Genomic DNA, 19,903 nt, shown 5'->3' with positions numbered 1-19,903 from the left:
CCGGCCGTGACCTGGGCCTGTTTCCATGAGGCAGGTGAGGAGGGTCACAAACGCCTCGCTCGGCACCCAGTTGTTCGTGCTCCAGATGGTGATCGTCTTGCTCGCCGTGGGGGGTACGGCGGCCGTGTGGGCCGGGCACACGCGTACCCAGCTGAACTCGCGCTACCAGCAGCGCGCCCTGGCCATCGCCCAGTCGGTGGCGGGCATGCCGCAGGTCCGCGAGGCCTTTAACACGAAAAATCCGGAAAAGGTGTTGCAGCCGCTCGCGGTCAGCGTCCAGCAGGCCACCGGCGCCGACTACGTCGTGATCGCCAACCGCGAGCAGACCCGCTACGCGCACCCCAACGCCGCCCTGATCGGCCAGAAGCTGTCCACCGACGGCAGCGGCGTCATCGAGACCGGCCGCACCTGGGTCGGCACCGAGACCGGCACCATCGGCACCACGGTCAGGGGCAAGGCGCCCATCTTCGACGAGTACGGCACCGTGATCGGCCTGGCCTCGGTCGGCGTGCTGGAGGCCACGGTCAGCGAGCAGTTGTTCGACACGCTGCCGCCGCTGGTGTGGACGGCGCTGGCCGTGCTGTTCGCCGGGTCGGCCGCCGCCGCCCTGATCACCGCCCGCGTGCGCAGGCAGACCTTCGGCCTGGAGCCCCGCGAGATCGCCGCGCTGCTGGAGCAACGCGAGGGCGTGCTGCACGGCGTGAAGGAGGGCGTGCTCGCCCTCGACCTCACCGGCCGCGTCACGCTCGTCAACGACGCCGCCCGCGACCTGCTCGGCGAGGTGGGCGAGGACCTCACCGCGATGCCGGTCTCCGACCGCATGCGCGACGTGCTGAGCGGCGCCGACCCCGGCGAGGACCGCATCGTCCTGCACGGCGAGCGCGTGCTGGTGCTCAACCGCACCCCCGTCTCGGTGCGCGGCCAGCACCGCGGCTGGGTGGTCACCCTGCGCGACAGGACCGAGCTGGTACGGCTGGCCCGCGACCTCGACGACGCCAGCAGCGCCACCGACGCCCTCCGGGCGCAGGCACACGAGTTCGCCAACCGCATGCACACCGTGGTCGGCCTGCTCGAACTGGGCGAGCAGGAGGCGGCGGTCTCCTTCATCACCAGATCCACCCGCAGCACCTACGCCATCGGCATCCGCGAACGCGTCCAGGACCCCACCCTGGCCGCGCTCCTGCTGGCCAAGTCGGCGGAGGCGGCCGAGCGCGGGGCGACGCTGGAGCTGGCCGACGACTCAGAGGTCCCCGACGGCGCGCTCGGCGACCCGCAGGACGCCGTCCTGGTCGTGGGCAACCTGGTCGCCAACGCCATCGACGCGCTCGACGGCGCCCCCGGCACGATCGAGGTGTCGGTGCGGACCGCCGCCGACGGCCTGCACGTGCGCGTCGGCGACTCCGGCCCCGGCATCACCCCCGGCCTGGTCGAGGAGGTCTTCAGGGAGGGCTTCACCACCAAGGCCGCCCGCTCCGGCCAGCGCGGCCTCGGCCTGGCCCTGACCAGGCAGGCGTGTTTGCGCAGGGGCGGCTGGGTGAACGTACGCAACGAGGGAGGAGCGGTCTTCACCGCGCTGCTGCCATGATCAAGGTGCTGGTCGTCGACGACGACTTCATGGTCGCCAGGATCCACAGCGGCTACGTCGCGCGGATGCCGGGCTTCGAGGTCGTGGCCGCGGTCCACACCGGCAACGACGCGCTGGAGGCGGTCCGCCGCTTCCGTCCCGACCTGGTGCTGCTCGACATCTACCTGCCGGATCTGTCCGGTCTCGACGTGCTCAAGGCGCTCAACGACGTGGACGTGCTGATGATCAGCGCCGCCCGCGACCTGCCCACCGTCAGGGAGGCGATGCGCAGCGGCGCGGTCAACTACCTGATCAAGCCGTTCACCGCCGCCGCGCTGACCGAGCGCCTGGAGCAGTACGCCACGAGCAGGAGGCGGCTGACCTCGCTCGGCCCCGAGGTCGGCCAGGACGAGGTGGACCGGCTGTTCGGCGCGCTGAAGACGCCGCTGCCGAAGGGCCTGTCGTCGGCGACCTGCGAGCTGGTCGCCGAGACGCTGCGCGCCGCGGGCGGCGACCTGTCGGCCGCCGAGGCGGCCGCGCTGGCGGGCCTGTCGCGGGTGTCGGCCCGCAGGTACCTGGAGCACCTGTGCGCGGTGGGCAAGGCGGAGCTCCGCCCCCGGTACGGCACCGCCGGCCGTCCAGAACACCGCTATCGCTGGATTGGTTGACCACAGATCGCTCATTTCCCGTGACATATCGGGATACCCGTGCCTTACTGTTGCCTGAGAAGAGGCTGCGGAGCAGGAGGAGACAGAGGCGTGCGGCGCGCCGGACCGATCGATTCACCGACCGACCCGTTCGCCTCGGTGCCCTTGCCCATGCCCGGCAAGAAGCCACCGAAGGTCGAGGGTCTGCCGCCTGGCGTCTCCAGGGACATCTTCGGCCCCACCGGCCAGCCGGAGCCCAAGCCGGAACCCGCGAACGGCGGCGCGCTGCCGCCCGTGGCACCGCCCCCGCAGCCCTGGCCGATGCAGGAGCCCCAGCCGCCCGCCTCGTTCCGGCCCGCGGAACCGCCGCCCCGGCCGCCCAGCTACGACCAGGAGCAGCCACGCCGGCGCCTCCTGCCCACGCTGCTGCTCGTCGCCGTCGTGCTCGGCCTGCTGGCCTACCTCGTGCCCGCGGTCGTCATGTCCGGCTCGGTGCTGCGCGGCACCCGCGTCGCCGGCATCGACATCGGCGGGCTGACCGTCACACAGGCCGCCGACAAGCTCCGCGCCGAACTGGCCGCCAGGCTCGACCGTCCCGTCACCGTCAGCATGGCCGGGCGCGAGGAGACCATCCAGCCCGACGAGGCCGGGCTCGAACTCGACGTGGTCGCCACCATCGGCGAGGCCCCCAGCGGCTTCCCCACCCCCGCCGAGGTCTGGCGGGCCATGACCGGCACCACCGAGCTCCAGCCGAAGATCTCCATCGACGCCGCCCAGCTCGCCAGGACCGTCGAGGGCCTCGCGGAGTCGGTCGACAAGGCGCCCAAGGAGGGCCGCGTCGTCTTCTCCGGCCTGCGCCCGCGTGCCGTACCGCCGCAGGAGGGTCTGCTCCTCGACCGCGACGCCGCCGTGCGCGCCATCAGCGCCGCGTTCCTGCGCTCCCAGGGCGACGTGGCGCTCAACATGGTCCCGGCCAAGCCGGAAACCACCGAGCAGGCGGTACGGCAGGCCGCCGCCCGAGCCAAGCGGGCCGTCGCCGCGCCGATCACCCTGACCCTGGACGGCAAGCAGGCCGAGCTCACCCCCGCCGCCATCGCCGCCCACCTCACCTACGTCCCCGACGGCAAGGGCGAGCTGAAGCCGCAGTTCGACGCCGAGAAGGCGCTGGAGCCCATCGAGGGCAGGCTGGTCGACCTGGCCCAGCGGCCGGCCGACGCCACCTACCAGATCGTCGACAACCGGCCCGTGCTCGTCCCGGCCCGCCAGGGCAGGGGAGTGGACGCGGGCAAGCTGGCCGAGGAGCTGTCCCGCGTGCTGACCCAGAGCGCCGGCCGTACGTTGCCGGTCTCGCTCGCGGCGGTCAAACCGGAGCTCGGCACCGCGGAGGCGAGCACGCTCGGGATCAAGGAGAGCATCGCGACCTACACCTCCCAGTTCGACTGCTGCCAGCCGCGCGCCACCAACATCCAGACGATGGCCAAGCAGCTCGACGGCACGATCGTCGAGCCGCGCAAGACCTTCTCCTTCAACGAGGTCATGGGCCAGCCCACCGCCGAGGGCGGGTACCTGGAGGCGCCGCAGGTCGTCGGCGGCCGGATGGTCAACGTCGTGGGCGGCGGCGGCTCGCAGTTCGCCACCGCGCTCTACAACGCGGTCTTCCACGGCGGCTTCGAAGTCGGCGAGCACACGCCCATGGACTACCACGCCCCCCGCTACCCCGAGGGTCGCGACGTGGCCGTCCTCTACCCCCGCCGCGACTTCACCTGGGTCAACAACTCCCAGTACGGCGTGCTGATCAAGACCGCCTACTCCGCCAACTCGGTCACCGTCACGCTGTGGAGCACGCGGCGCTACGACAAGGTCGAGGCCATCGTCTCCGAGCGCCGCGAGGTCACCCCGTTCCGCCACCAGAGCAGCAGCGAGGCGGGCTGCCTGCCGACCGTCGGCCAGCAGGGCTTCACCGTGGACGTCACCCGCGTCTTCTACGACAACGGCAAGGAAGTCAAGCGGGACAAGAAGCAGACCACCACCTACCGCCCGCAGGCCCAGGTCACCTGCGCCGCTAGGGGCGACGTGGAGTGACGGCGAGGATCCTGTCGTCGTCCTGGGCGGGCGAGCCCCTGCCGTCCTTGTTGCTCGTGCCCACCCACAGCGTGCCGTCGGGGGCGACGGCGACCGCGCGGAGCCTGCCGTAGGTCTCCTCGAAGTGCGCGACCGGCTTGCCGGGACGGCCCTGCGCGTCCAGCGGCACCTGCCACAGCCGGGCCCCGCGCAGCGCGCCCACCCACAACGAGCCCGCCGCGTACGCCATGCCGGAGGGTGAGGCCTCGCCGGTGTCCCAGGTGAGGATCGGGTTGGTGAAGGCGGAGTCCCGGCCCTGGCCCTCCTCCTGCGGCCAGCCGTAGTTGCGGCCCTCGACGATCTGGTTGACCTCGTCGAAGGTGCTGGCGCCGAACTCGGAGGCGTACATGCGGCCTGACTCGTCCCAGGCCATGCCCTGGACGTTGCGGTGGCCGAGCGTGTGGACGCGGGCGTCGCCGTCGGTGCTCATGCGCAGGATCTTGCCGCCGAGGGAGTCGGGGTCCTGGGCCAGCGGGCGCTCGCCGGCCTCGCCGGTCGAGGCGTACAGGAAGCCGTCGGGGCCGAACGCGATCCGGCCGCCGTTGTGGATGCCGGCCTTGGGGATGCCGTCGACCAGGACCTTCGGCTCGGCGATCGTGTCACCGCTCAGGCGGTAGCGGACGATCCTGTTGTCCTCGGCGGCGGTGTAGTAGAGGAAGACGAAGTCGTCCTTGACCGCGACGCCCATCAGCCCGCCCTCGCCGTCGGGCCTGGCCTCGGAGATCTTCGCCAGCTCCGTGACCTTGCCCTGCGGCGTCACGCGCAGCAGCCGCGCGGTGTCGCGCTCGGTCACCAGGGCGTCCCCGCCGGGCAGGAAGGCGATGCCCCACGGGACGCTCAGGCCGGAGGCCACCACCCGTGGCGCGTCGGGCGGAGGGGCGGCGGAGACGTCGGCCGCGGGCGTCACCGCGCCGCCGGTGGAGCACCCGGCGAGCGCGATCAGGACGATCAACCAGAGCTTCCTCATGCCTTCCATACTGACGCCCGAGTCGTAAGGTTCTCGACATGAAGATCTGGGTGCCCACTGAAGCCATGGTTGACGTCCTTTCCGACCTTCCTCGTGTCCGATGCGTGGTCTATGACGGCAAGGGGGAGATGCCGGACGGGATCGAGGACGTCGAGGTCTGGGTGCCGCCGCTGATCACGCCGCGCGACGTCAAGGGGACGCTGGCCGCGATGTCCTCGCTGCGCCTCGTGCAGACGGTCACCGCGGGGGTGGAACCGTACCGGCCGAACATGCCCGAGGGCACGGTCCTGTGCAACGCGCGCGGCGTCCACGACGCGGGCACCGCCGAGTGGGCGGTCGGCGCGATGATCGCGGTGCTGCGCGAGTTCCCCGAGTTCCGTGACGCGCAGCGCAGGGGCGACTGGACCTACCGCCACACCGGGGTGCTCGCCGACTCCACCGTGCTGATCGTCGGCTACGGGTCGATCGGCGGGGCGCTGGAGCGGCGGCTCGACGGGTTCGAGGTGGACGTGGTCCGCGTGGCGCGCACCGCCCGCGACGGCGTGCACGGCATGGACGAACTGCCCGCGCTGCTGCCGGAGGCGGACGTGGTCGTGCTGCTCGTGCCGGCCACCGCCGACACCGCGGGCATGGTCGACGCCGCCTTCCTGGCCCGGATGAAGGACGGCGCGCTGCTCGTCAACGCGGCCAGGGGCGGCGTGGTCGACACCGACGCGCTGGTGGCGGAGCTCAAGTCCGGCAGGCTGAAGGCGGCTGTGGACGTCACCGCCCCCGAGCCGCTGCCGGAGGGCCACCCGCTCTGGTCGGCCCCGGGACTGCTGATCACCCCGCACGTCGCGGGCAGCACCCCCGCCTCGGGCCGGCGCATGTTGCGGCTGGTGCGCTCGCAGCTCCTGCGCTACCTGGCCGGCGAGCCGCTGAACAACGTCATTTCCGACACGTATTGAGAGGAATCCGGAACGTGGCTGGTCCGTGACCTTCGGTGCGTACGGTTGTCGTCTACTGGGCCTTCTTGACTCCCAGTCAAGGAGAACTCAGACCATTTCGGTCTGTGTGGTTATCAGATCGGTGACGACATCGGCGTTGTCACCACCCGCGTACCCGGCACCGCACACACTGTCGATGTGAGGGCAAGGACTGTGATCCGCTGGCGTGACCCACGGGCGCCGATTACGGCCGCCGCCGCCATAGGCGCGGCCGGCTTCGCCATTGCGCTGGCGGTGGGCGGACCCGCCAGGGTGACCGGGGCGATCGCGGGACTGACGGCGGCGCTGCTGGCGGCGCTGTCGCTGCTGGTGAGCGCGTTCAGGTCGGACGAGCCGCGGCACGCGGCGGGCGCCCGCTGGCTGGGCGCGGGCGCGCTGGTGTGGTCGGCGGGCGTCGGCGTGCGCCCGATGGCCACCGCCTCCAGCTTCATCCTCAGCTTCGCCGACCTGCTCGTGCTGGTCGGCGCCGTCCTCATGGCGGGCGGCGCGATCATCGCCGCCGGCCGGGGCACCACCGCCAAGGCCGCGCTGCGCTACCTCACCGACGCCTACCTGTGCACGGCCGCGCTCTTCCTCATCGGATGGGTCGCCGCGCTGCGCCAGGTCTACGCGGAGAGCTCGACCGGCTTCGCCTTCATGCTGCTGCCGGCCATGGTCTGCCTGCTGGTGACCTGCGCGACCATCCCCGTCGTGGTCAAGGGCACGCTGTCGGGCCTGCCGCTCGGCCTGGCCGGAATCGGCGTCCTGGCCACGACCACGGTCGCCGAGACCGCCTCCGCCGTGGCCAGGCTCGGCGAGGGCGCGCCGCCCACGTGGAGCCTCGTGCTGGCGCCGGTGGCGTTCCTGCTGCTGGCGGCGGTGCCGTGGGGCGCGCGCCGCGGCGGCGACGAGCGGCCCGCGAGCGGCCCGGCGGTGGCCGACCTGCTCGCGCTGGTCCCGCTCGCCCTGGTGGCCGTCGCGACGGTCGTGCTCGCCGCCCACCTCGCGGGCGCCCGCGACCGCCCGGTCACGGGCGTCGTGGTGATCGCCGCGTCGGTGGTGCTGATCCTCGTGCTGCGCCTGTTCGTGCTGGCGACCTCGCACGCCCGCCTGCGCGGGCTGGTCGCGCTGGGCGACCGGCAGTTGCGCGAGCTGGCCGAGAGCTCGGGCGACGTGGTGCTGCTGTGCGACTACGACGGCACCGTGCGCGAGATCGGCGCGGGCGTCGAGGTCACGTACGGCTACCGCCCCGACGAGATCGTCGGCGGCTCGATCTTCGACTACATCCACCCCGAGGACCTGCCCGGCATCCAGATCGCGCTGCGCGCCATGGGCCTCGACGAGGACACCGCCGAGCCGGGCGCCTGCCTGATCGCCTGCCGGGTACGCGCTGCGGACGGCACCTGGCGACCCACCGAGTCGGTGGCCACCCGCCACGTGGGCGGCGAGGACGTACTGCTCGTCACCACCCGCGACATCAGCGACGAGGAGGCCCTGCGCAACCAGGTCGCCCACCTGACCTTCCACGACGGCGTCACCGGCCTGCCCAACCGCTCCTACTTTGAGGAGCGCACCCGCGAGGTGGTGGCCGGGCGGGTCTCGGGCCAGGCGGCGATCTTCCTCGACCTCGACGGCTTCACCTCGGTCAACGACTCCGTGGGGCACGCCAGCGGCGACACCCTGCTCGGCCAGGCGGCCAGGCGGCTGCGCGGCGTCGTCCGCCCCGAGGACACGCTCGCCCGCTGGGGCGGCGACGAGTTCGCGGTGCTGGTGGAGACCGGCGGCGAGGCCCAGCTCGCGGTGGACGTGGCCGAGCGGCTGCTGCGCGCGGTCTCCCAGGAGCCCTTCCGCGTCGCCGACCGCGACGTGGCGCTGACCGCGTCCGTGGGCGTGGCCTTCGCCGAGGAGGGGATGCCCGCGGGCGACCTGCTGCGCAACGCCGACGTGGCGATGGCCAGGGCGAAGGACCTGGGCGGCCGGCGGGTGGAGGTGTTCGCCGCGCAGATGCACGCCGACGCCGTGCGCCGCCTCGAACTCGCCGCCGACCTGCAGCGGGCCCTGATCGAGAACCAGTTCGCGATCGAGTACCAGCCCGTGGTGGACCTCGCGACCTCGCGGGTGACCGCGGTGGAGGCGCTGGTGCGCTGGTGGCGCGGCTCGACGTTCGTGCCGCCCGAGCAGTTCCTCGGCCCGGCCGAGGACACCGGGCTGATCGTGCCGCTCAGCGAGTGGATCCTGCGCGAGGCGTGCCGCGAGGTGGCCGCGTGGCGGGCCTCCTCCTGGGACATCGGCCTGTCGCTCAACCTCTCCGCCCGGCAGATCACCGCGCCGCGCTTCGTCGAGACGGTCGCGCAGGCCCTGGAGGAGAGCGGGCTGCCGGCCTCCGCGCTGACCCTTGAGGTGATCGAGGAGATGCTGGTGGAGGACGCCGAGGAGACGATCTCCCGGCTGTCGGAGCTGCGCGCCCTCGGCGTACGGCTGGCCATCGACGACTTCGGCACCGGCTACGCCTCCCTGGCGTTCCTGCGCCAACTCCCCGTCGACATGATCAAGATAGACCCGAGCTTCGTCTCGGGCCTGGGCCGCGACGAGACGCTCACCCTGCTCACCAGGACGATCGTGCGCCTCGGGCACGACCTGGGGCTGATCGTGGTGGCCGAGGGCATCGAGCGGCCCGAGCAACTGGAGAAGCTGCGGGAGATGGGCTGCACGCGTGGCCAGGGCTTCCTGGTGGCGCGGCCGATGGCGGCGCGGGGGGTCGACTCGCTGATGCGCACCAGTCTGCAGTCGGCCCTCTAGCGGGCGCACGCGCCGCCGTTACGGCGGCGCGTGTGTCCGGCTTGAGAAGCGATCCCCCCGATCGGCGCTCGCGCGGGTCGGCGGGTGGCGTGGGGGTGGCGGGGCCGTACATCTCAGAAAGTGAGATGACTGTCCACCAAGTTGACACCAGACGCTAGAAAGCGGCTAAGGTGGCAGCATGCTTCGCAGTGAGATTCTCGTAGTACTTCGCCGGCGCGCGGGCCGATAGCGAAGCACTTCGACCTGCGCGCCGCCCCAGTCCCACCCCCCGGTGGGGAGGGGCCTTTTTTATGTCCTTAAGTGTCTGCCCTTTAAGGAACGAGCCGATGACCGAACGGATGACAGGTGCACAGGCCCTGGTCAGGGCGCTGGAGCACGTGGGAGTCGACACCGTGTTCGGGATTCCCGGCGGTGCGATCCTCCCCGCCTACGATCCCCTCTACGACTCGGTCAAGGTCCGGCACGTGCTCGTACGCCACGAGCAGGGCGCCGGCCACGCGGCCGAGGGCTACGCGCAGGCGACCGGCAAGGTCGGCGTGTGCATGGCCACCAGCGGTCCCGGCGCGACCAACCTGGTGACCCCGATCGCCGACGCCTACATGGACTCGGTGCCGATCGTGGCCATCACCGGCCAGGTCGCGAGCGCGGCCATCGGCACGGACGCCTTCCAGGAAGCCGACATCTCCGGCATCACCATGCCGATCACCAAGCACAACTTCCTGGTGACCGATCCCGCGGACATCCCGCGCACGATCATGGAGGCGTTCCACATCGCCTCCACCGGCCGTCCCGGCCCGGTCCTGGTGGACATCTCCAAGGACGCGCTGCAGGCCCAGACCGAGTTCCAGTGGCCGCCCACGATGCAGTTGCCCGGCTACCGCCCGGTGACGCGGCCGCACTCCAAGCAGATCCGCGAGGCCGCCAAGCTCATCGCCGAGGCCCGGCGGCCCGTCCTTTACGTGGGAGGCGGCGTCCACAAGGCGGGCGCCTCCGCCGAACTGCTCCAACTGGCCGAGCTGACCGGCATCCCGGTCATCACCACGCTGATGGCGCGCGGCACCTTCCCCGACGGGCACCCCCAGCACATGGGCATGCCCGGCATGCACGGCAGCGTGTCCGCGGTCGGCGCGCTGCAGAAGGCCGACCTGATCGTCGGGCTCGGGGTCCGCTTCGACGACCGGGTGACCGGGCAACTGTCCACGTTCGCGCCGTACGCCAAGATCGTGCACGCGGACATCGACCCGGCCGAGATCTCCAAGAACCGCCACGCGGACGTCCCGATCGTGGGCGACTGCAAGGAGGTCATCACCGACCTCGTCGCCGCCGTGGGCGTCGTGGGCAAGGGCGACTACACCGAATGGTGGACGCTGCTCAACGGCTACAAGCAGACCTACCCGCTCGGCTACGACGAGTTCGAGGACGGTTCGCTGGCCCCGCAGTACGTGATGCAGCGGCTCAGCGCCATCGCCGGTCCTGAGACGTACTACGTGGCCGGGGTCGGGCAGCACCAGATGTGGGCGGCCCAGTTCATCGACTACGAGAACCCGGGCACGTTCATCAACTCCGGCGGGCTCGGCACGATGGGCTTCGCCGTCCCGGCCGCGATGGGCGCCAAGATGGGACGGCCCGAGGCGACCGTGTGGGCCATCGACGGCGACGGCTGCTTCCAGATGACCAACCAGGAGCTGGCCACCTGCACGCTCGAAGGCGTGCCGATCAAGATCGCGGTCATCAACAACGGTAACCTCGGCATGGTCCGCCAGTGGCAGACCCTCTTCTACGACCAGCGTTACTCCAACACCGACCTGCAGACGACCCGCCGCATTCCCGACTTCGTCAAGCTCGCCGAGGCCTATGGTTGTGTCGGCCTGCGGTGCGAGCGCCCCGAGGACGTGGACGCCACCATCAAAAAGGCCATGGAGATCAACGACGTGCCCGTGGTGGTCGACTTCGTCGTCCACCAGGACGCGATGGTCTGGCCGATGGTCGCGGCGGGCACCAGCAACGACGACATCAAGATCGCCCGGGACATGGCCCCGGTCTGGGACAGCGAGGACTGATGAGCAGACACACGCTCTCCGTGCTGGTGGAGAACAAGCCCGGCGTACTCGCACGAGTCTCCTCGCTGTTCAGCAGGCGGGGCTTCAACATCGACTCTCTTGCCGTCGGGCCCACCGAGCACGACGACATCTCCCGCATGACGATCGTGGTCAGCGTGGAAGAACTCCCGCTGGAGCAGGTCACCAAGCAGCTCAACAAGCTCGTGAACGTCCTGAAGATCGTCGAGCTGGACACCTCGCTGTCCGTGCAGCGCGAGCTCATGCTCATCAAGGTCAAGGCCGACGCCGACAGCCGCTCGCACGTGCTCGAACTCGTCCAGCTCTTCCGCGCCCGCTGCGTCGACGTGGCGGCCGACGCGGTGACCATCGAGGTCACCGGCACGCCGGACAAGCTCGAAGCCTTCGTCAAGGTGCTCGAACCGTTCGGCATCAAGGAGCTCGTCCAGTCGGGCATGGTGGCCATCGGCCGCGGCGCCCGTTCCATCACCGACCGGTCCCTCAGGGCACTGGACCGTACCGCCTGAAAGGTTTTTAGCAAGTGACCGAGATCTTCTACGATGACCAGGCCGATCTGTCCATCATCCAGGGCAGGGTCGTGGCCGTCATCGGGTACGGCTCCCAGGGCCACGCGCACGCCCTGTCCCTGCGCGACTCCGGCGTGGACGTGCGGGTCGGACTGCCCGAGACCTCCAAGAGCCGCGAGCTGGCCCAGGCCGAGGGCCTGCGGGTCGTCACCCCGGCCGAGGCCGCGGCCGAGGCCGACCTCATCATGATCCTCGCGCCGGACCACCTGCAGCGCGGCATCTACGAGAACGACATCCAGCCGAACCTCCAGGAGGGCGACGCGCTCTTCTTCGGTCACGGGCTCAACATCCGCTACGACCTCATCCAGGCCCCCGAGGGCGTCGACGTCGCCATGGTCGCCCCCAAGGGCCCCGGCCACCTCGTGCGCCGCCAGTACCAGGCGGGGCGCGGCGTGCCGTGTCTGGTCGCGGTCGAGAAGGACGCCTCGGGCAAGGCGTTCGACCTCGCCCTGTCGTACGCCAAGGGCATCGGCGGCACGCGCGCGGGCGCGCTGAAGACCACCTTCACCGAGGAGACCGAGACCGACCTGTTCGGCGAGCAGGCCGTGCTGTGCGGCGGCGTCTCCGAGCTGATCAAGGCGGGCTTCGAGACGCTCATCGAGGCCGGCTACCAGCCTGAGGTCGCCTACTTCGAGTGCCTGCACGAGATGAAGCTGATCGTCGACCTCATGTACGAGGGCGGCATCTCCAAGATGTACTGGTCGGTCTCCGACACCGCCGAGTACGGCGGCTACACCCGGGGGCCCCGCGTGGTGACCGAGGAGACGAAGAAGGAGATGAAGCGCATCCTGGAGGAGGTCCAGAACGGCACCTTCGCGCGGCAGCTCGTCGAGGAGTTCGACGGCGGCCAGAAGGAGTTCACGCGTTACCGCGAGGAGCTGGCCGAGCACCCGATCGAGAAGACGGGCGCTCAGCTCCGGCCGATGATGAGCTGGCTGAAGGGCTGATCACGCCTTCCTGAGGGGCGGCCGTCGCCGGACGGCCGCCCCTTTGGCGTTTCGGCGTGGTCCTCTCGGTTGTCTACGCGTGGTCCTCGACTGTTTACGCGTGGTCCTCGACCAGGACCGGGGTTCTGGACAGGCCGGGCAGGCGCAGCGCGGCCAGGACGCCGAGCAGCGAACCCGCGGCGGCGACGTAGGCGGCCACCGCCAGGCCGTCGGCGGTGGCCGCGCGCAGCGCCTCGCCGGACAGCCCGCCCAGTCCCGCGTTGGCCACGGCCACCAGCACGGCCAGCCCGGCGCCCGAGCCCACCTGAAGGGCGGTGTTGGCGATGCCGGAGGCGGTGCCCTGCTCCGAGCCGTCCACGCCGCTGCCCGCCGCGTTGAACATCGCCGGGTAGATCAGGCCCATCCCCAGGCCGACGACCACGATCCCGGCCAGCACGCTCAGGTACGACCCGTCCGCCGTCATCCCCGGCCCGAGCAGCGCGCTGCCCGCGGCGCCCGCGACCAGACCGGCGATCAGCGTGGTCCTGGTGCCGAGGCGGCCGATGAGCCGCTCGCTGATCGTGTTGCCGAACGTGATCGACAGGGTCGGGCCGAGGAAGGCCACGCCCGTCTGCAACGCGGTGAAACCGAGCACCCCCTGGAAGTACAGCGTCAGGAAGTACGGGATCGCCTGCAGGGTGAGCCCGAACACCAGGATGACCACGGCGGCGGCGCTGAGGCTCCGGTTGCCGAACAGACGCAGCGGCATCAGGGGGCTGGCGCTGCGCTTCTCCACCGCCAGGAACGCCGCCAGCAGGGCCACGGCCAGCAGTGCCGACACGATCACCGGGGCCGAGGTCCAGCCCGCCTCGGGGCCCTGGGCTATGGCGAACACCAGGAGCGTGACGCCGGCCGTACCGGTGAGGGCGCCGGGCAGGTCGAACGTGCGCCCGCGCTCGCGCGCGCCGTCGGCGACCAGCAGGCCGGGCGCGAGGGCGAGGCCGATGACGGCCAGCGGCACGTTGACGAAGAAGACCCACTGCCAGCCGAGCCAGTTGGTGAGCGCGCCGCCGAGCAGCGAGCCGAGGCTCAGCCCCGCCGCGCCGCCGGTGGCCCACACGGTCAAGGCTCTGGTACGCGCCCTGCCTGCCGGGAACATGGTGTTGACCAGGGAAAGCGTGGCCGGTGCGAGGATGGCTCCGCCGAGTCCCTGGAGCATCCTGGCCACGATCAGCAGGGCGGGGGAGGGGGCCAGGCCGCCGAGCAGCGAGCCCACGCCGTACAGGCTGAGGCCGGCGGCGAACATCCTGCGCCGGCCCACCAGATCCGCCAACCGGCCGCCGAGCAGCAGGAACCCGCCGAACAGCACCGCGTACGCGCTCACCACCCACTGCAGCGAGTGCGGCGTGAACCCGACCTCCCGCGCGATGTCCGGCAAGGCGACGTAGACGATGGTGAAATCCAGGGATGTGATCAGGTTGGCGAACGCCAGGAGAGCCAGGCTCATCCCACGTTTCTCGTTCACGGTTCAATCTCCTTAAAACGGCTGGTCACCACCCTAGGAAAGGGCTACGTACCGCGAATCAGTAGGATTTCTGGGTTGGGTTACGGATTTCGGGGGGTGTGCTGTGGGCCACGTGCTGCACGGCAGGCACGCCGAGCAGGCCGCGCTCGGGGCGCTGGTCACCGATGCCCAATCGGGACGCAGCGGGGCGCTGGTGCTGCGCGGCGAGGCGGGGATCGGCAAGTCGGCGTTGCTCGGCTGGGCCGCCTCGCTGGCGGAAACCGCCGGGCTGCGGGTGATCCGAGTGACCGGCATCGAGGCCGAGGCCGACCTCGCCTTCGCGGGGCTGGTCGGGTTGCTGTGGCCGTTGCAGTCCCGGCTGGACGACCTGCCCGAGGCCCAGGCCCGCGCGCTGGCCTCCGTGCTGGGCGGGCCCACGGGTGACGGGGTGCCGAGTGACCGGTTCAGGATCGGGCTGGCCGTGCTCACGTTGCTGGCGGAGCTGGCCGTCGAGCGGCCGGTGTTGTGCCTGGTGGACGACGCGCAGTGGCTGGACCGGGCCAGCACCGACGCCCTGACCTTCGCCGCCCGGCGGCTCGGCGCGGACGGGGTGGCCATGGTGTTCGCCGCCCGGCAGGAGGGCTTCGACGCGCCCGGGCTGGCCGAACTGCGTCCTGGTCGGCTGGGGGACGAGGACGCGGCTCGGGTGCTGGGTGAGTACGAGCTGGCGCCTGGGCTGCGTGAGCGCGTCCTGGCGGAGGCGGGTGGGAACCCGCTGGCGCTGCGCGAGTTCGCCGAGGCGGCGCCCGAGGGTGGGCGGGGTGAGCCGCTGCCGGTGGCCGACCGGGTGCTGGCGGCGTTCCGGGCGCAGATCGCGGTGCTGCCGGAACGCACCCAACTCATGCTCCTCCTCACCGCCGCCGCCGGCCCACCCCACCGCCCCACCTCCCCCAACTCCCCGGGCTCGCCCGGCTTCCCAGGCTCGTCCGGCCCCCCAGGTCCTTCCGGCTTGTCCGGCTCCTCCGGCCAGCCAGGCGTTTCGGGTCTCCCCGGCTCTCCCGCCGCGCCTGACATTTCCGACTTCTCCGGTCCTTCGGGCTCTTCGGGTTCTCAGGGGTCTGTCGGCACCGCGGGTTCTGGCGCCGAGGGTTCCTCGGGCTCCACGGGCATTGCGGGTTCGTCGGGCTCTGGAGGCTTCTCCGGCTCGTGGGGCTCCGCAAGCCGTTCCGGGGCTTCTGGTTTTGAGGCGCGGGATCTGCGGGCGGTGCTGGCGGCGGGGGAGGTGTTGGGGGCCGGGCTCGACGACCTGCAGCCGGCCGAGCGCGCGGCCCTGGTCCGGGTGACCGGTGCCGGGATCGCCTTCCGGCACCCGCTGATCGCCACCGCCGCCTACCGTGGCATGCCCATGGCACGCCGGATGGCCGCGCACCGGGCGCTGGCGGACGCCGCCACCGACCCCGACACCCGCGCCCTCCACCTGTCCCTGGTCACGATCGCCCCCGACGAGGAGACCGCCGCCGAACTGGTGGCCGCCGCCGAGCGCGCCAGGCTCCGCACCGCCTGCGCCTCCGCCGCCCACCTCTACCGTCAGGCCGCCCACCTCACCCCCGATCCCGGCCGCCGCGCCACCCGCCTGGCCGAGGCCGCCGCGCTGGCCCTGTCCGGCGGCGACGTCAACGCGGCCGCCGACCTCGCCGCACAGGTCCCGCCACACACCCCAGAGTGCCAGCCACCACCCGAGGGAGTGGACGCACCGGCCGAGGGGGCGGACGCGCGGGCCGGGGGAGTGGAGGCGCGGGGGCGGGTTGAGGGTGTGGGGGCTTGGGCTGGGGCGGCGCGGGTGCGGGCGGCCGTGGAGCTTGAGCGGGGTGATGCCGGTGATGCTGCCACCATTCTCGTGGCGGCGGCCACCTCCGAGGTTCCCGTGGACGTGGCGGCCGGGATGTTGCGGACCGCGGCCGACTACGCGTGGTTCGCCGGGGTGCCGGATGTGGTGGAGGTGGCCGCCGCGAGGCTGGAGGCGCTGGGACGGCCGGACCTCGCGGCCCGGGGCATGGCCGCCCTGATCCGGGGCGACCACTCACAAGGGGTCCGGCTGCTCATGGCCGCCGCGCGGGAGGTGGGTGGGACGCGGGCCGTACACCTGGGGTGGATCGTGGGCGAGGACGACGCCACCCTGGCCAGGGCGGCCGAGGAGGTGGCCCGCTGCCGGCGGTACGGGCTGGTCGGGGCGCTGCCCGACGTGCTGCAGAGCCTGGCCCAGGTACAGGTCGTGGCCGGGCTGCATCGCGACGCCGAGGCTTCGGTGGCCGAGGCGGCGGCCATCGCCCGTGCCACCGGGCTGCGGCAACGGGCCGGGCAGCTCGACACCGTCCTGGCCAGGATCGCCGCGATCGAGGGCGACGAGGAACGCTGCCTGGACCTCACCCGCCACTCCACCGCCACCGGCCGGGTCGCCGCCGACACGATGGTGAGCCTGCTCGACCTGGGCCTCGGACGTCCGGAGCGGGCGCTCGACCGCCTGCTCGCCGCCCGGCAGGGTCCCGGCGGCCACGCGGGGGTGCTGATGGGGGCGACCGGGGACCTCGTGGAGGCCGCCGTCAGGGCGGGCCGGCCGGAGGCGGCGCGGGAGCCGTTGCGGGTGCTGCGCGAGTGGTCGGCCGCGGGCGGGCAGCCCTGGGCGTTGTCGATGGCCGAGCGCTGCCTGGCTCTGCTGACCGAGGACGAGGCCCACTTCGCGCGGGCCGTACGACTGCATGAGGGGGCGAGCCGGCCCTTCGAGCGCGCGCGGACGGAGCTTCTCTACGGCGAGTGGCTGCGGCGCGAGCGGCGGCGCGCGGACGCGAGGGGCCTGCTGGGGTCGGCCTTGGAGACGTTCGAACGACTGCGCGCGCGGCCGTGGGCCGAGCGGGCGCGCGCCGAGCTGCGGATCGCGGGCGGCGCGGCGGCCACCCCCGCCGCCGCCGACCTGCTGGACCGCCTGACGCCTCAGGAGCTCCAGGTGGTACGGCTGGCCGCCGAGGGAGCCAGCAGCAGGGAGATCGCGGCCAAGCTGTTCCTGAGCCCGCGGACCGTCGAGTACCACCTCTACAAGGCCTACCCCAAGCTCGGCATCACCTCCCGCAGAGAACTGGCCAGGCTCAACCTCTCCTAGCGCTGGACACCGGCTCGGGGGCGGGCTGGGTGGGCCGCTTGGGGCGGGGACGGGAGGCGCCGAGGAGGATCGCGCCCAGGACCGCCGCCGCGCCCACGAGCTGGCCGGGCGAGAGCGACTGGCCGAGCGCCGCCCAGCCGACTACCGCGGCCACCACCGGGCTGAGCAGGGCGAGCACCGTGACGCGGGTCGGGGCCAGCGTGGTGACGCCGCGGAACCACAGGACGTAGGCCAGCGCGGTGCCGACGAGCGTGAGGTAGGCGTAGCCGGCGAGATTGGTAAGGGTGAAGGCCGGCAGCGCGCCCTCGACCAGGAACACGAACGGCACCAGCAGCAGCCCGCCCCACGTCAGTTGCCAGCCGGTCAGCGCCAGCAGCGCGGTGGGGCGGTGGGCGAAGCCCTCAGGCGCTCCCCAGCGGCGCCCGAGCACGGTGCCCAGCGACATCACGCCCATTCCGCCGGCCGCCGCGGCCAGGCCGACCGCGTCGAGCGCGACCGTGGAGCGGAGCACGAGGAGCGCCACCCCGGCCACGCCGATGACGGCGCCGGCCATGGCCCGTCCGCCCGGCCGTTCCTTCAGCAGCAGGTACGCCAGCGCCGCCACCACGAACGGCCCCAAAGCCCCGAGGACCGCGGCCACGCCGCCGGGCAGCCGGTAGGCCCCGACGAACAGCAGGGCGAAGAACAAGCCGATGTTCAGGAAGCCGAGCAGGGCCGACCGCCACCACCACGCGTGCCGGGGCAACGCCAGCCGCCCGGCGAGCGCGGCCACTGCGGCGATGAGCAGCAGTCCGGCGGGCAGCGCGCGTACGGCGGCGGCCAGCAGGGGCCGGTTCGCCGGCAGGAACTCGGTGGTCACGAGGTAGGTGGTGCCCCAGAGCGCGGGCGCGACCGCGGTGACGGCGACAAGCCGAAAGTCTCTCATATCTAAGTATCTTAACCTTAAGCTACTTAGATGCAAGCTATCCTGGGAATCGTGGACGACGTCGACCGCATCATCGAGCAGTGGGCCCGCGAACGGCCCGACCTGGAGACACCGGCGATGGAGGTGTTCGGGCGCATCTACCGCATCTCGCAGCGGATGGCGGCCCGGCAGGAGCGGGTGCACGCGCGGTTCGGGATCAGCAGGGGCGAGTTCGACGTGGTGGCCACGTTGCGGCGGTCGGGCGAGCCGTACCAGCTCGCGCCGAAGGAGCTGGCGGCGTCGCTGATGCTGACCTCCGGCGGGATGACCGGGCGGCTCGACCGGCTGGAGAGGGCCGGGCTGGTCACCCGCTCGCCCGACCCCGACGACCGGCGCGGCCTGGTGATCACGCTGACCGCACGCGGCCTGGACGTGACCGACCAGGCCGTCGCGGCGGGGCTGGCGGCGCAGCGCGAGGTGTTCGACCTGCTGCCCGCGCGCACCCGCGAGGAACTGCCCGGCATGCTGCGCGACTTCCTCGCCCTGCTGGAGTGAGCTATCGGCCGGCCTCGAGTTCGGCGAGCAGCCTGGCGTAGGTGGGGGCGAGGCCGCGCAGTGCCCTGGCGGCGGCCGGGTCGTCGCCGGTCGTCAGCGGGTACTGGACGGCGCCCAGCAGGCGGGCCTGGTCGCGGGCCACCGCGGCGGCCTCGGGCAGGCCGAGCAGAGCGAGGCAGGCGGACGCGTCGGACAGGCGGTGGACGCCGACCCTGACGGCGAAGCCGGTCAGCAGCCCCCGGGTGTCCGGCGGCAGACCCGCTTCCACCAGGTCGGCCAGCGCGTACACGGCCTCGGCGCCGCCCAGCGTGCCCGGCGGGACCGGCAGGTCGGTACGGCCGGCCAGCCAGCGGGCGGCGCCCGGCAACGAGTCGCGCAGCGCGTCCATGAACGGCACCTCGCGGACCCGGGTGAAGGTGGTGCGCATGACGAAGCCGTCGGGTTCGTACGAGACGGAGTCGCCCTGCCACGATTTGAGGAAGTCCGCGACGGGCAGCGTGGCGTACGGGAAGCCCTCGGGGTCGTGCAGGAGGACCGTGTCGTCGTCCACCGCGAGGACGACGACGTAGTGGTCGGCGCTCAGGCCGTCGGGGGAGTAGGTCAGCAGTCCCATGTCGAGCGGGCCGGCCAGGACGGGGCCCTCCGCGGCGCGCAGGCGGGCGAGGGCCTCGTCGGCGGTGCCGCCGGTGGTGCGCGCGCAGGTCCAGCCGAGCGCCTGCATCGCCGCGTCGAGGCCGATCTCGGGGTCCCAGGCGTAGGGGTCGAAGTACGGGGTGTCGCCCCCGGTCAGTTGCGCGCCGAACGCGGCGCCGGTCAGCGTCTCGATGACGGCCACCGGCGGGGCGTGCTCGCCGAGGGCCATCGCGAGGGAGTTGGTGTAGCAGTAGGGGCCGGAGCCCAGGTAGGTGAGCATGCCGGTCAGTGAACGGCCTGCCACGGTGTGAGGGTCAAGTCCGGCGGTCCGCGCCGCCCGCCGTACCGCCGAGGGGGAGTGGCGGCGGGGTGTCTCGGGGGCGCGGACCGCGTGACCGGCCCCTGGGCGGCAGGGGCGCGGGCCGCGGGCCCGCCCTCGATCCCTGTGCGGTAGGGACGGAGGACGGGCCCGCTTGGAGGGGAACGTTTGGGCGAGGTGGGGTTCCGGCGCCTTGCGCCC

General features: G+C 72.3%; 14 protein-coding genes. 10 read left to right on the top strand and 4 right to left on the bottom strand.

The genetic code is table 11. The annotated features are described in order from the left end of the window. Nucleotides 1-25 precede the first annotated feature (25 nt). The 3 genes from ACIBEJ_RS41610 to ACIBEJ_RS41600 all read left to right on the top strand — a co-directional run bounded on the left by ACIBEJ_RS41610 (nucleotide 26) and on the right by ACIBEJ_RS41600 (nucleotide 4,293). Nucleotides 26-1,585, top strand: coding sequence for an ATP-binding protein (locus ACIBEJ_RS41610; protein ID WP_397188466.1), 1,560 nt, complete (start codon nucleotides 26-28; stop codon nucleotides 1,583-1,585). Then, on the top strand, nucleotides 1,582-2,232 hold the full coding sequence (locus ACIBEJ_RS41605; RefSeq protein WP_397188465.1) for a response regulator: 651 nt from the start codon (nucleotides 1,582-1,584) through the stop codon (nucleotides 2,230-2,232). The genes ACIBEJ_RS41610 and ACIBEJ_RS41605 overlap by 4 nt, the downstream gene beginning before the upstream one ends. A gap of 90 nt (nucleotides 2,233-2,322) precedes the next feature. Further along, nucleotides 2,323-4,293, top strand: coding sequence for a VanW family protein (locus ACIBEJ_RS41600; RefSeq protein ID WP_397188464.1), 1,971 nt, complete (start codon nucleotides 2,323-2,325; stop codon nucleotides 4,291-4,293). On the opposite strand, the gene ACIBEJ_RS41595 is transcribed toward ACIBEJ_RS41600, so the two are convergent. Continuing rightward, nucleotides 4,274-5,299, bottom strand: a complete 1,026-nt coding sequence (locus ACIBEJ_RS41595) for a PQQ-dependent sugar dehydrogenase (RefSeq protein WP_397188463.1) — start codon at nucleotides 5,297-5,299, stop codon at nucleotides 4,274-4,276. The two genes, ACIBEJ_RS41600 and ACIBEJ_RS41595, sit on opposite strands and share 20 nt — an antisense overlap. A gap of 38 nt (nucleotides 5,300-5,337) precedes the next feature. Between ACIBEJ_RS41595 and ACIBEJ_RS41590 the strand changes: the two genes are divergently transcribed. The 5 genes from ACIBEJ_RS41590 to ilvC all read left to right on the top strand — a co-directional run bounded on the left by ACIBEJ_RS41590 (nucleotide 5,338) and on the right by ilvC (nucleotide 12,654). Continuing rightward, a complete protein-coding gene (locus ACIBEJ_RS41590) occupies nucleotides 5,338-6,246 on the top strand; it encodes a 2-hydroxyacid dehydrogenase (protein WP_397188462.1) in 909 nt (302 codons plus the stop codon). 177 nt (nucleotides 6,247-6,423) lie between these two features. Then, the gene (locus ACIBEJ_RS41585; RefSeq protein WP_397188461.1) at nucleotides 6,424-9,063 is read left to right on the top strand and encodes a putative bifunctional diguanylate cyclase/phosphodiesterase; all 2,640 of its coding nucleotides are present in this window, start codon (nucleotides 6,424-6,426) and stop codon (nucleotides 9,061-9,063) included. Nucleotides 9,064-9,389: 326 nt separating this feature from the next. Further along, nucleotides 9,390-11,123 carry an acetolactate synthase large subunit gene (locus ACIBEJ_RS41580; protein ID WP_397188460.1) on the top strand — a complete coding sequence of 578 codons (1,734 nt, stop codon included), beginning with the start codon at nucleotides 9,390-9,392 and terminating at the stop codon, nucleotides 11,121-11,123. Continuing rightward, the gene (gene ilvN, locus ACIBEJ_RS41575) at nucleotides 11,123-11,647 is read left to right on the top strand and encodes an acetolactate synthase small subunit (RefSeq protein WP_184960445.1); all 525 of its coding nucleotides are present in this window, start codon (nucleotides 11,123-11,125) and stop codon (nucleotides 11,645-11,647) included. The genes ACIBEJ_RS41580 and ilvN overlap by 1 nt, the downstream gene beginning before the upstream one ends. 23 nt (nucleotides 11,648-11,670) lie before the next feature. Beyond that, a complete protein-coding gene (ilvC, locus tag ACIBEJ_RS41570) occupies nucleotides 11,671-12,654 on the top strand; it encodes a ketol-acid reductoisomerase (protein ID WP_397188651.1) in 984 nt (327 codons plus the stop codon). 94 nt (nucleotides 12,655-12,748) lie between these two features. On the opposite strand, the gene ACIBEJ_RS41565 is transcribed toward ilvC, so the two are convergent. Continuing rightward, nucleotides 12,749-14,158 carry an MFS transporter gene (locus ACIBEJ_RS41565; protein ID WP_397188459.1) on the bottom strand — a complete coding sequence of 470 codons (1,410 nt, stop codon included), beginning with the start codon at nucleotides 14,156-14,158 and terminating at the stop codon, nucleotides 12,749-12,751. A 103-nt stretch (nucleotides 14,159-14,261) separates the two neighbouring features. Between ACIBEJ_RS41565 and ACIBEJ_RS41560 the strand changes: the two genes are divergently transcribed. Next, nucleotides 14,262-17,291, top strand: coding sequence for a LuxR C-terminal-related transcriptional regulator (locus ACIBEJ_RS41560; RefSeq protein WP_397188458.1), 3,030 nt, complete (start codon nucleotides 14,262-14,264; stop codon nucleotides 17,289-17,291). Here the strand turns inward: ACIBEJ_RS41560 and ACIBEJ_RS41555 are convergent. Next, nucleotides 17,278-18,216, bottom strand: a complete 939-nt coding sequence (locus tag ACIBEJ_RS41555) for an EamA family transporter (RefSeq protein ID WP_397188457.1) — start codon at nucleotides 18,214-18,216, stop codon at nucleotides 17,278-17,280. The two genes, ACIBEJ_RS41560 and ACIBEJ_RS41555, sit on opposite strands and share 14 nt — an antisense overlap. Nucleotides 18,217-18,267: 51 nt before the next feature. Here ACIBEJ_RS41555 and ACIBEJ_RS41550 point away from each other — a divergent pair, with 51 nt between their 5' ends. Then, nucleotides 18,268-18,750, top strand: coding sequence for a MarR family winged helix-turn-helix transcriptional regulator (locus ACIBEJ_RS41550; protein ID WP_397188456.1), 483 nt, complete (start codon nucleotides 18,268-18,270; stop codon nucleotides 18,748-18,750). Nucleotide 18,751: 1 nt separating this feature from the next. Here ACIBEJ_RS41550 and ACIBEJ_RS41545 read toward each other — a convergent pair whose 3' ends face one another. Next, the gene (locus tag ACIBEJ_RS41545) at nucleotides 18,752-19,687 is read right to left on the bottom strand and encodes a hypothetical protein (RefSeq protein WP_397188455.1); all 936 of its coding nucleotides are present in this window, start codon (nucleotides 19,685-19,687) and stop codon (nucleotides 18,752-18,754) included. Nucleotides 19,688-19,903: the final 216 nt, after the last annotated feature.

It is taken from the genome of Nonomuraea sp. NPDC050790 (assembly GCF_044456745.1).
GTDB lineage: Bacteria > Actinomycetota > Actinomycetes > Streptosporangiales > Streptosporangiaceae > Nonomuraea.
This window is presented reverse-complemented; position numbering and strand designations above follow the sequence as displayed.

Bases quoted from the DNA above. Each gene is read 5' to 3' on its own strand.
- ACIBEJ_RS41610 (WP_397188466.1), top strand. From the start codon at position 26: ATGAGGCAGGTGAGGAGGGTCACAAACGCCTCGCTCGGCACCCAGTTG.
- ACIBEJ_RS41605 (WP_397188465.1), top strand. From the start codon at position 1,582: ATGATCAAGGTGCTGGTCGTCGACGACGACTTCATGGTCGCCAGGATC.
- ACIBEJ_RS41595 (WP_397188463.1), bottom strand. From the start codon at position 5,299: ATGAGGAAGCTCTGGTTGATCGTCCTGATCGCGCTCGCCGGGTGCTCC.
- ACIBEJ_RS41590 (WP_397188462.1), top strand. From the start codon at position 5,338: ATGAAGATCTGGGTGCCCACTGAAGCCATGGTTGACGTCCTTTCCGAC.
- ACIBEJ_RS41580 (WP_397188460.1), top strand. From the start codon at position 9,390: ATGACCGAACGGATGACAGGTGCACAGGCCCTGGTCAGGGCGCTGGAG.
- ilvN (WP_184960445.1), top strand. From the start codon at position 11,123: ATGAGCAGACACACGCTCTCCGTGCTGGTGGAGAACAAGCCCGGCGTA.
- ACIBEJ_RS41555 (WP_397188457.1), bottom strand. From the start codon at position 18,216: ATGAGAGACTTTCGGCTTGTCGCCGTCACCGCGGTCGCGCCCGCGCTC.